General features: G+C 42.2%; 9 protein-coding genes. 8 read left to right on the top strand and 1 reads right to left on the bottom strand.

Translation table 11 applies throughout. The features are described from left to right. Positions 1-66: 66 nt before the first annotated feature. Positions 67-669: a DNA-3-methyladenine glycosylase I gene (locus tag QL989_RS08555; RefSeq protein WP_290169746.1), complete on the bottom strand. Its 603-nt coding sequence runs from the start codon at positions 667-669 to the stop codon at positions 67-69. A 129-nt stretch (positions 670-798) separates the two neighbouring features. Between QL989_RS08555 and QL989_RS08550 the strand changes: the two genes are divergently transcribed. The 8 genes from QL989_RS08550 (at position 799) to fliJ (ending at position 9,196) form a co-directional block, all read left to right on the top strand. Continuing rightward, on the top strand, positions 799-1,914 hold the full coding sequence (locus tag QL989_RS08550) for an ATP-binding protein (RefSeq protein WP_290169744.1): 1,116 nt from the start codon (positions 799-801) through the stop codon (positions 1,912-1,914). Beyond that, positions 1,907-3,331, top strand: coding sequence for a sigma-54 dependent transcriptional regulator (locus tag QL989_RS08545; protein WP_290169742.1), 1,425 nt, complete (start codon positions 1,907-1,909; stop codon positions 3,329-3,331). Before QL989_RS08550 ends, QL989_RS08545 begins: the two co-directional genes overlap by 8 nt. A gap of 157 nt (positions 3,332-3,488) precedes the next feature. Further along, a complete protein-coding gene (fliE, locus tag QL989_RS08540; RefSeq protein ID WP_008112177.1) occupies positions 3,489-3,821 on the top strand; it encodes a flagellar hook-basal body complex protein FliE in 333 nt (110 codons plus the stop codon). Positions 3,822-3,841: 20 nt separating this feature from the next. Next, on the top strand, positions 3,842-5,557 hold the full coding sequence (gene fliF, locus QL989_RS08535) for a flagellar basal-body MS-ring/collar protein FliF (RefSeq protein ID WP_008112179.1): 1,716 nt from the start codon (positions 3,842-3,844) through the stop codon (positions 5,555-5,557). After that, positions 5,550-6,590, top strand: coding sequence for a flagellar motor switch protein FliG (gene fliG, locus QL989_RS08530; RefSeq protein ID WP_013465559.1), 1,041 nt, complete (start codon positions 5,550-5,552; stop codon positions 6,588-6,590). Before fliF ends, fliG begins: the two co-directional genes overlap by 8 nt. 3 nt (positions 6,591-6,593) lie before the next feature. Next, positions 6,594-7,397: a flagellar assembly protein FliH gene (gene fliH, locus QL989_RS08525; RefSeq protein WP_024602024.1), complete on the top strand. Its 804-nt coding sequence runs from the start codon at positions 6,594-6,596 to the stop codon at positions 7,395-7,397. 18 nt (positions 7,398-7,415) lie between these two features. After that, a complete protein-coding gene (fliI, locus tag QL989_RS08520; RefSeq protein WP_008112184.1) occupies positions 7,416-8,750 on the top strand; it encodes a flagellar protein export ATPase FliI in 1,335 nt (444 codons plus the stop codon). Beyond that, the gene (gene fliJ / locus QL989_RS08515; protein ID WP_008112186.1) at positions 8,750-9,196 is read left to right on the top strand and encodes a flagellar export protein FliJ; all 447 of its coding nucleotides are present in this window, start codon (positions 8,750-8,752) and stop codon (positions 9,194-9,196) included. Before fliI ends, fliJ begins: the two co-directional genes overlap by 1 nt. The last annotated feature ends 34 nt before the right edge of the window (positions 9,197-9,230 follow it).

Here is a 9,230-nt window from a genome sequence, read left to right as displayed (position 1 = left end):
CCTTTAACCTTTAACCTTTAACCTTTAACCTTTAACCTTTAACCTTTAACCTTTAACCTTTAACCTTTAACCTTTAACCTTTAACCCTAACTTTTTAACTTCTTCTTTCCTAAAACAATCATTACTATGATCGTTAACCATTCCACAGGCCTGCATGTAAGCATACACTGTGGTTGGGCCTAAAAATTTAAAGCCACGCTTTTTTAAATCCTTCGCAAATAACGTCGATGCCTCAGTAACTGCAGGGTAGTCGGCCAGTGTTTCTAGATCGTTTACCTGAGGTTTATTACCAACAAACCGCCATTGATAATCACTAAAACTGCCAAATTCTTCTTGAATTGCAATAAAGCATTTCGCGTTATTAATTGTTGCGACAATTTTTAAGCGGTTGCGAACTATGCCCGCATTTTGCATTAATTTTTCTATATCGTGTTCAGTAAAGGCCGCTACTTTGTGTACATCAAAGTTGGCGAAGGCATTTTTATAATTCTCACGCTTTTTTAATATTGTATACCAGCTAAGTCCTGCTTGTGCCGATTCTAATGTTAAAAACTCAAAAAGTAGTTGATCCTCATACACTGGGACGCCCCATTCATGATCATGATATTCCACATAGTCAGGTTTTGTTGTATCTAACCATGGGCAGCGGCACTGAGTCTCTTTATTCATACATTTTCCTTTGCGCGTCATTTTTACGGCACGTGTTTTTACGGTTTAATCTATTGAATTTACTGTAAAATAATTTTGGTACACATTATGCATTAGCTACTGTATCTACATTATTTTAGAGAGTTGATTATGGCCCTTGCAAGTGTGCTAAAACCCCAGTTTATTTCTGCTAACCAGTATAACCCATGTTTACTGCAAGAGGAGTATGTTGGTGAGTTGAGTGATTTGCGTCAACAGGCAAGTTGGCTTTCTCATTTAGTTGATACTATGCCTGCGGGCGTGATTGTACTCGATGGTAAAGGAATGATCGCTAAAGCGAATCAAATTGCTATCGATATGCTCGGTGAACCACTAGAAGGTGAGAAGTGGTTTAGTGTTATTCAGCGCTCATTTCGTCCTCATCAAGATGATGGTCATGAAGTGTCGTTAAAAGATGGACGCTTAATAAAACTCGATATTACCGCACTTGCGCCAGAGCCTGGGCAACTTATATTAATGACCGATTTGACCGAAACCCGACGTTTACAAAAGCGAGTCGCGCATATGCAGCGTTTAAGTGCGTTAGGTAAAATGGTGGCATCTTTGGCCCATCAAGTACGCACACCGTTATCAGCAGCGATGTTGTATGCTGCCAATTTAGGCTCAAAGCGCTTACCCGAAGCATCACGCGGCAGTTTTCACACAAAATTAATGTCTCGCTTGAAAGATTTAGAAACCCAAGTAAACGACATGCTGCTATTTGCTAAAAGTGGTGATCAGCAGGTGGTTGAGCAAGTGTCGATGCAACAGCTACTCAGTGAAGTTAAAGCCGGTGCCGATGCCATGGTAGCGCTCAATGATAGCGAATTAAATGTGAGCTTACCTGAACCCGATATAGAAATTATGGGTAATAAAACCGCACTAGCAAGCGCTATTCAAAACCTTATTCACAACAGTATTCAAGTTATTGGCAGTGGCGCGCAGGTTCACCTTAGCGCCCTACGTGACAAACAAGACTCTGACTTTGTACGCATTAGCGTAAGTGACAATGGTCCAGGCATTGACTTAGTTCAGAGCGAGAAAATATTTGAACCTTTTTATACCACTAAAAGCCAAGGTACAGGCTTAGGGCTTGCCGTTGTTAGTTCGGTAGCCAGTGCGCATCAGGGAAGGGTGGAGGCAAACAACAACCCACACGGGGGAGCAATTTTTAGTATGTTGCTGCCTATTAGTGTCGCATCTAAATTAGGGGAGTCACATGAGTAACACTATTTTAGTTGTAGAAGACGACGCCGGACTTCGTGAAGCATTAATTGATACTCTAGAAATGTCGGGCATCGCTTGCATGGCAGCCAACAGTGCTGAGCAAGCCATGTTGCTATTAAAAAAAGACGTATTTTCACTGGTGGTCAGTGATGTGCAAATGGGCGCAATGAGTGGCCTAGATTTATTACGTAGTATTAAATTAAATCACCCTGATTTACCCGTACTGATGATGACAGCCTATGCCACCATTGATGATGCGGTTGAGGCAATGCGTTTAGGCGCGATTGATTATATGGCTAAGCCATTTGCACCAGAAGTGCTATTGAATATGGTGAGTCGTTACTTACCAGAAAAAGAAAAAGAAACAGACGGGCCCATTGTCGCCGATCCTAGTAGTATTCAATTACTCGAACTTGCTAATAAAGTTGCTCGTTCAGATGCCAGTGTGATGGTGCTTGGGCCAAGTGGCTCTGGTAAAGAAGTACTGGCGCGTTATATTCATGACAAATCAAAACGCTGTAATGAACCGTTTGTTGCGATTAACTGTGCTGCTATTCCTGAAAATATGCTCGAAGCCACTTTATTTGGTTATGAGAAAGGCGCGTTTACCGGTGCTATTCAAGCTTGCCCTGGTAAGTTTGAACAAGCACAGGGCGGTACTATTTTACTAGATGAAATCACCGAAATGGATTTAGGCCTGCAAGCCAAGCTGTTACGTGTACTACAAGAGCGTGAAGTTGAGCGTTTAGGTGGTCGTAAAACCATTGCACTGGATGTACGTGTGCTTGCCACAAGTAACCGAGAGTTAAAAGAAGCAGTTGCTGATAATCAGTTCCGCGAAGATTTATATTATCGACTTAATGTTTTCCCTTTGCTGTGGCGACCACTGTGTGAGCGCCCAGGTGATATTATTGTGCTGGCGAAACACTTAATTGAACGCCATTTAAGTAAAAGTAAAGAGCCAATGGCGTACCTAGATACAAGCGCTGAACAAAAACTGCTTAGCCATAGCTGGCCCGGTAACGTACGCGAACTAGATAACGTTATTCAGCGAGCATTAATTTTACGCAGTGGGAATAGTATTGATGAGCATGCTATTTTTATCGAAAATCTAGCTCCAACGCATTTTGTGGCAGAAACTAAAGCTGACATTGAGCCTGTAAAAAGTAGTCTCAGTAACGCTTATTATGATGAAAAAGCAGCGCCTGCAGATGAGCAAAAAAATGATTTGTTAGCCGTCGATACTGGTAGTTACAAAGATGAGCTTAAAGATAAAGAACATCGTATTATTTTAGAAACCTTGGCACGCTGCCAAGGAAAACGTAAAGAGGTCGCCGAAACCTTAGGTATTAGCCCGCGTACTTTACGCTACAAATTAGCACAAATGCGTGATTTAGGTATTTCCCTCCCAGCATAACCCCCATAAGCCCTAAGTTCAATCACTTGAATTTAGGGCTGTCAAAACTCTGACTGCTTAATTATTTTACTTAAAGCGTTGTTTTAATTGATTTTAATTTTTGGCATGTTTTGTGCTTTATTCTCTTTAAGAGTTTACTGCATTATCAGAGACAATTATGAAAATTCAAAACAGTGCTTTATTTCAAGAAATGCAATCAATGGCTGCAGAGGCCACACGTAGTAATCAAGTTAATAACTTGCCAACGCAAGTGCAATCAACCTCTACAGCACAGTTTGGTGACATGTTGAGTAATGCCCTTAATACAGTGCATGAACTTCAGCAAGACGCAGGGCAAAAAGTAAAAGCGGTAGAGAATGGCGACAGAAGCGTGTCACTTGCCGAGGCTATGATTGCTTCGCAAAAGTCTTCTGTGGCATTTGAAGCTACGGTACAGGTTCGTAATAAGCTTGTTGAGTCTTATAAAGAAATTATGAACATGCCTGTTTAATTAGGTAGTGGAGAATTATTGTGGCGCAATCTAATCAATCTACAGATCTGGCACTTGCTGATGGCATGATGGAGCAAAGTGAAAACGAAGATCAACAAGAGCAAAAATCAGGCTATTTCAGTGCCCTTGGCGGTGTTGATGTTTTACGTCAAATTACCCTGATTGTTGCATTAGCTATTTGTTTAGCCATTGCTATTTTCGTTATTATTTGGGCTCGTCAGCCAGATATGCGCCCTTTAGGTAAAATGCAAACTGAAGAGTTAATAGAAACACTCGACTTTTTAGATGCACAAAAAATTGACTACCAACTTGATGGCAATGTGGTCTCGGTGGATGAAACTGAATATCAAAATATCAAGTTATTGATGACCCGTGAAGGTTTAGATCAAGGGCCTACATCAGGTAGCGACATTATTATGCAAGACATGGGGTTTGGGGTAAGCCAACGTTTAGAACGTGAGCGCCTTAAACATGGCCGTGAGCAACAACTTGCCCGTACTATAGAAGAGCTAAATAATGTTACTCGCGCCAAAGTATTGTTAGCTATTCCCAAAGAAAATGTATTTGCCCGTAGAGAGAAAAAACCCTCTGCGACTGTTGTACTTACTCTTAAACGCGGTCGCTCTCTAGATGGCGAAGAAGTTGACTCGGTTGTTGATATGATAGCTTCAGCGGTACAAGGGCTTGAGCCTTCGCGCGTTACTGTGACCGATCAAAATGGTCGTTTATTAAATTCAGGCTCGCAAACCTCTTTAGCTGCACGCTCGCGTAAAGAATACGATATAGAACGTAAACGTGAGCAAGAATACCTAGAAAAAATCGACAGTATTTTGATCCCCGTGGTTGGATTAGGTAATTACACCGCACAAGTAGATTTAAGTATGGACTTTAGTGCGGTAGAAGAAACACAAAAACGTTACAACCCAGATTTACCTGCGGTAAGAAGTGAAACGACCTTTGAAGAAAATAATATTGGTGGCCTAGCGGTTGGTATTCCAGGCGCGCTGACTAATCAGCCACCAGTTAACTCAACTATTCCTGAAGATGCGATGGCGGGCGGTGCAGGCACTGCAACCTCACCGAGTAGAACTCACAAAGAAGCCACTCGTAACTATGAACTCGATACCACTATTTCACATAAGCGTCAGCAAACTGGAGTGATCCGCAGAATAAGCGTCTCTGTTGCGGTTGATTACCTGCCTACGGTGGGTGAAAATGGTGAAACAACTATGACGCCACGCTCGGTTGAAGCCCTGTCAAATATTCGTCGCTTGTTACAAGGTGGCGTAGGCTTTGATATGCAACGTGGCGATGCACTTGAAGTAGTGACCGTACCATTTGTTCGTGAAGACTCAGCGCTTGATTTTGAGTTGCCTTTATGGGAACAAGATTGGTTTATGAAAATGATGCGCTTAGTATTAGGTGCACTGGTTATTATTGTACTGATTTTAGCTGTCGTTAAACCTATGCTTAAACGCTTAATCTACCCAGATAATACACTTGAAGAATACGATGAAGATTCTCTTAGTTCAGGTGTTGATCTTGGTGACAGCACATTAGATATGCTAAATAATGACTTTGATTCTGCTTCTGTTGGCTTCTCAAGCGATGGTACACTACGCTTACCAGACCTACACGGCGACGAAGACTTACTCAAAGCGGTTCGTGCCCTTGTAGCCAATGAACCAGAACTATCATCACAAGTAGTGAAAGCGTGGTTAACAGAAGATGACTGATCAAGAACAAAAACAACTACCTCAAGCGTTTGATGTTGATAAACTTGATGGTGTAGATAAAGCCGCGATATTATTGCTGAGCTTAACTGAAGAAGATGCAGCGCAAATCCTAAAGCACTTAGAGCCAAAACAAGTGCAAAAGGTAGGTATGGCCATGGCGGCAATCGATGATTTGTCACAAGCTAAAATTAGCGCGGTTCATAATTTATTTATTGAACAAATTCAAAGCTTTAGTACGATAGGTTTTCAGTCTGAAGACTTCATCAAAAAAGCACTTACAGCCGCATTAGGTGAAGATAAAGCCGCCAGCTTGATAGACCAAATAGTGATGGGTTCAGGCGCTAAAGGCCTTGATTCATTAAAATGGATGGACTCTAAACAGGTGGCTAACATTATTCGTAATGAGCATCCACAAATTCAAACAATTGTTCTCTCTTACCTAGAGCCTGAACAGTCGGCTGAAATTTTAGCGCAATTTCCTGAAAAAGTGCGCCTCGATTTAACCATGCGTATTGCTAATTTAGAAGAAGTACAACCGGCAGCATTGCAAGAATTGAATGAAATTATGGAAAAACAATTTGCCGGTCAAGCGGGTGCACAAGCTGCGAAAATGGGTGGCTTAAAAGCTGCGGCAGATATCATGAACTACCTCGATACCAATGTTGAAGGGCAGTTAATGGATTCAATCCGTGAGCATGACGAAGAAATGTCGCAACAAATTCAAGACTTAATGTTTGTCTTCGAAAACTTAATGGATGTAGACGACAGAGGCATTCAAGCAATCCTGCGTGAAGTGCCGCAAGATGTATTAATGAAAGCCATTAAAGGGACCGACGATGCCCTTAAAGAGAAAATTTTGGGTAACATGTCAAAACGTGCCGCTGAAATGCTCGCTGATGATTTAGAAGCTATGGCTCCTGTGCGCATTAGTGAAGTAGAAGCGGCGCAAAAAGAAATTTTATCAACAGCACGTCGCCTTTCTGATTCAGGTGAAATTATGCTTGGTGGTGGCGGTGGTGAGGAGTTCTTATAACCTATGAGTCACTCTAAAGGTCGCCCGTTACATGCAGATGAAGCTGATGAGTTATTAAAAAATTGGCCAATTCCTGATGTTGCTCCCGATGAGCGAAGCTTTCGCAATCGCTCTACGGCTTATGGCACACCCTTAGCCGAGCTATACCGTAAAGAAATAGCAAAAGAACAAGTAGAAGAACCGGAAGAACCAGAGCTGCCTTCATTAACTATGGTAGAGCTGGAGCGTATTCGCCAAGATGCCTACGAAGAAGGCCTTAAACAAGGGCACGAACAAGGCTATATAGATGGCTTTGACAAAGGCGTAACCGAGGGTAAAGAGGCGGGTTACAAAGAAGGTGTAGAGCTGGGTAAAACACAAGGCCAAGAAGACGTTAAACCCTTAATTGATGAGCAGTTGACCAGCCTGCGTGGCTTACTAGATAGTTTAAGCGACCCGCTTAAAAAAGTGGACGAGCAAGCAGAAAAACAGCTGGTACAGCTAGCCACTATGCTCAGTGAAGCGATTATTTATCAAGAAGTAAAAACATCACCTGATATTATTTTACATACTTTGAAAAAAAGCATTGATGCACTTAATGCAGAACAAGAAAAAGTTCGAATTCATCTTCATCCAGATGACTTAACGCTGATAAAAGCCAGTTATGGTGAACAAGCTATTGAAGATAATCATTGGCAATTAATTGCAGAACCCACTCTAGAGCGGGGCGGTTGTGAAGTTAAAACAACGTTATCATCTTTAGATATGACCTTGAAAACCCGTGTCAAAGAAACGTTGGATAGCTTTTTGCATAATAGTGGTATCTAACTTTTTTATTGGCGTGTCATGTCTGTGAGCGATACTTCATTAAGCGAACGCTTATCTCAATACCAACGACATATTAAAATTCCAGCGCCTGCAGTCGCGGGAGTTTTAACGCGTGTGGTTGGTTTAACACTGGAAGCCAAAGGTTTGCGCGCTCCGGTAGGCAGCCAATGTAAAATTGAAACAATGAACGGCTTTGTTGACGCTGAAATTGTTGGATTTAACGATCAAACTTTGTATTTAATGCCTAACGACCACATTTCAGGCGTACTTCCTGGTGCGCGAGTTATCCCCCAAGTTAATGACACAGGTTTGCCTGTTGGCATGAGCTTACTTGGTCGAGTGGTAGACGGCTTAGGCAGACCTTTAGATGGCTTAGGTAAAATTAATGCAGAACATACACTCAAATTTGCTCAAAATGCAATAAACCCTCTTGCAAGACGCCCCATTAGTAAGCCTATGGATGTGGGGGTACGTGCTATTAACTCGGTGATTACTGTCGGCCAAGGCCAGCGCATGGGCTTATTTGCAGGCTCTGGTGTGGGTAAATCAGTATTATTAGGCATGATGACCCGAGGCAGTGAAGCCGATGTGATTGTAGTGGGTTTAGTCGGTGAGCGTGGTCGAGAAGTAAAAGAATTTATTGAAGAAATACTGGGTGTTGAAGGGCGTAAACGTTCAGTTGTTGTTGCAGCCCCCGCTGATGCCTCACCATTAATGCGATTAAAAGGCTGCGAAAGTGCGGTAACCATTGCAGAGTATTTTCGAGATCAAGGTTTAAACGTATTGTTATTACTCGACTCGGTGACGCGTTATGCCATGGCGCAGCGTGAAATAGCACTGGCTGTAGGTGAACCTCCTGCAACCAAAGGTTATCCGCCTTCAGTATTTGCTAAATTACCCGCATTAGTTGAACGTGCCGGTAATGGCGGAGAAGGGCAAGGCTCTATTACTGCCTTTTTTACCGTACTGAGTGAAGGCGATGACATGCAAGACCCGATTGCTGATGCTGCACGTGCCATACTTGACGGACATATTGTTTTATCGCGTGATTTAGCCGACAGCGGCCATTATCCTGCCATTGACATAGAAAAATCGATTTCTCGAGTTATGCCTCAAGTGGTGTCTGAATCGCACATGCAACAAGCTCGGGTGCTTAAGCAAGTGTATTCAATGTATCAACAGAACAAAGACATGATCACCTTGGGCGCTTATCAAAAAGGCAGTGATCAAATGCTCGATCAGGCAATAAACATGATGCCAAGAGTGAACGCATTTTTACAACAAGGGATGCGTGATGTGATTAGCTATGATGATGGCCTTCAAGGGCTCGCGCAATTATTAGGACAAGCATAATGGCAAAAAATAAACTGCATTTGTTGCTCAGGCTTGAAAACGAAAAAGAAGAAACGTTGCGCATGAGCTACTTGCAAGCTAATCAAAATTTGCAAGTAAATCAGCAAAAGCTGCAGGGCTTAAATGACTTTCGACTTGAATACACGCAGCAACTTCATATTAAGGGGCAGTCGGGTTTATCAAGTGCCGGATTTAGTCAGTATCATGCATTCATTGCTAAGATTGAAGAAGCGATACGTCAACAAGCAAGCACTGTTAACACTGCAAAGCAGGTGGTTAGCCAGCGTAAAACCTTGTGGTTAAAGCAACAAGTAAAAGCGAAAGCGGTTGCTAAGTTAATTGAAAAACAACAGATAAAAGCGGATATGTTGGCCGCTAAAAGTGAGCAAAAAATGCTCGATGAATTTTCCTCTAATCAGTTTTATCAAAGGCATAAAGCACTATAAGGTAGGCATGCTAATTGCTTAGATTCTACAAGAG

This window comes from Pseudoalteromonas sp. APC 3224, assembly GCF_030407535.1.
Lineage (GTDB): Bacteria > Pseudomonadota > Gammaproteobacteria > Enterobacterales > Alteromonadaceae > Pseudoalteromonas.
This window is presented reverse-complemented; position numbering and strand designations above follow the sequence as displayed.

Excerpts from the sequence above, each read along its gene's own strand:
- QL989_RS08555 (WP_290169746.1), bottom strand. The coding sequence starts at position 669 with ATGAATAAAGAGACTCAGTGCCGCTGCCCATGGTTAGATACAACAAAA.
- QL989_RS08550 (WP_290169744.1), top strand. The coding sequence starts at position 799 with ATGGCCCTTGCAAGTGTGCTAAAACCCCAGTTTATTTCTGCTAACCAG.
- QL989_RS08545 (WP_290169742.1), top strand. The coding sequence starts at position 1,907 with ATGAGTAACACTATTTTAGTTGTAGAAGACGACGCCGGACTTCGTGAA.
- fliE (WP_008112177.1), top strand. The coding sequence starts at position 3,489 with ATGAAAATTCAAAACAGTGCTTTATTTCAAGAAATGCAATCAATGGCT.
- fliG (WP_013465559.1), top strand. The coding sequence starts at position 5,550 with ATGACTGATCAAGAACAAAAACAACTACCTCAAGCGTTTGATGTTGAT.
- fliH (WP_024602024.1), top strand. The coding sequence starts at position 6,594 with ATGAGTCACTCTAAAGGTCGCCCGTTACATGCAGATGAAGCTGATGAG.
- fliI (WP_008112184.1), top strand. The coding sequence starts at position 7,416 with ATGTCTGTGAGCGATACTTCATTAAGCGAACGCTTATCTCAATACCAA.
- fliJ (WP_008112186.1), top strand. The coding sequence starts at position 8,750 with ATGGCAAAAAATAAACTGCATTTGTTGCTCAGGCTTGAAAACGAAAAA.